At 57.2% G+C, this 1,480-nt stretch carries 2 protein-coding genes; one reads left to right on the top strand and one right to left on the bottom strand.

The genetic code is table 11. The features are described 5' to 3' along the window. The coding region (locus H6B10_RS14480; RefSeq protein ID WP_204652244.1) for a substrate-binding domain-containing protein at positions 1-660 on the bottom strand (660 nt) is incomplete at its 3' end. A 382-nt stretch (positions 661-1,042) separates the two neighbouring features. On the opposite strand from H6B10_RS14480, the gene H6B10_RS14475 reads away from it, so the two are divergent. Then, the coding region (locus H6B10_RS14475; protein ID WP_204652243.1) for a Na/Pi symporter at positions 1,043-1,480 on the top strand (438 nt) is incomplete at its 3' end.

Raw genomic sequence — 1,480 nt, 5'->3', positions numbered from 1 at the left:
ACCGCCGACCGTGATGCTGCCGCTGGGCTGGGTGGAGGTGAACTCGGTGCCTTCGCCGCCGATGTAGCCTTCCTCGGTAGCCAGGGCCTGGCCGTCGGGGCTCATGCAGTAGGCGATGAAGTCAACGGCCACAGCGTCGGTGGGCTCACCGTTGGTAACGATGTTGAAGGGACGGGCCAGGGTGTAAGTACCGTTGGAAACATTCTCGGCAGTGGCTTCCACGCCGCCCACGGTGACGGCCTTGACGGTGTCGTTCAGAGAGCCCAGGCTGATGTAGCCGATGGCGGTCTCATCGTTGGCCACAGCGGTCATAACGCCGTTGGTGCTGCTCTGGATGGCGGCAGCCTCGGTGGTCATGTCCATCTTCTCGCCGGCATCGTTCTTCTCTTCCACGCCGGTCAGCTCGATGAAAGCGCCGCGAGTGCCGGAACCGTCCTCACGAGAGATCACGGTGATGTCCTGCTCGGTGTCGAAATCGCCGGTGGCAGCAGCCTCGGTGGACTCGGCAGCTTCGCTGGTGGAAGCGGCAGTGCTCTCGGAAGCGGCAGTGCTCTCGGAAGCGGCGGCGGACTCGCTGGTGGAAGCGGTGCTGCCGCAGGCAGCCAGACTCAGCGCCATGGTAGCGGCCAGAACAGAAGCAACAACAGAAGTACGTTTCATAACTATTTCTTCTCCCTTTTTACCAAAGTTTCAAGTGTTCTTTTGTTGGTTTTGCTGCCCCCGTTTGTCCGGGAGCACGTTTATTGTACCGCGAATGTTTTTTTGCATCGACCATAGTGGCGTACAATCGGCGTAAAGAATACGCAAAGTGTACAACTTCCATGCAAAGAAATTGTAAAATACGTAAAAAACAAGCAAAATTTACCCCTCTTTTGGCCAAAAAACGACGCCAGACGGCTCGTTTTACACAGATTTTACAAAACCTTTACCGTTCTCTGCTGGTGCCGGGCGGCAGCAATACATTATAATAGGGGACGGTATAGGGCGCGGCAGTGTGCCGCGCGGTTTTTACAAACCAAATAAGAGAATGGATGGTCCCTGTATGAGTATTTTCAACATCTTCGTACTTCTGGGCGGCCTGGCGATGTTCCTGTATGGCATGGACATCATGGGCAAAAATCTTGAGCAGACGGCCGGCGGCAAGCTGCAGGTCATTCTGAGCAAGATGACCTCTTCCCCGCTGCGCGGCTTTCTGCTGGGTCTGGCGGTCACCGCCGTGATCCAGTCCAGTTCCGCCACCACCGTTATGGTGGTCGGCTTCGTCAACTCCGGCCTGATGGATCTGTACCAGACGGTGGGCGTCATCATGGGCGCCAACGTGGGTACTACCGTCACCTCCTGGCTGCTGAGTCTGACCGGCCTGCAGGGCGAGAGCTTCATTATTCAGATGCTCAGCCCCGATGCCTGGGCCCCGCTGCTGGGCTTTACGGGCATTCTCCTGTTCATGTTCGGCAAAGAGCGTCAGAAGGGCATCGGCCAG

The sequence above is a fragment of the Gemmiger formicilis genome, from assembly GCF_016901605.1.
GTDB classification, from domain to species: Bacteria; Bacillota; Clostridia; order Oscillospirales; family Ruminococcaceae; genus Gemmiger; species Gemmiger formicilis_B.
This window is presented reverse-complemented; position numbering and strand designations above follow the sequence as displayed.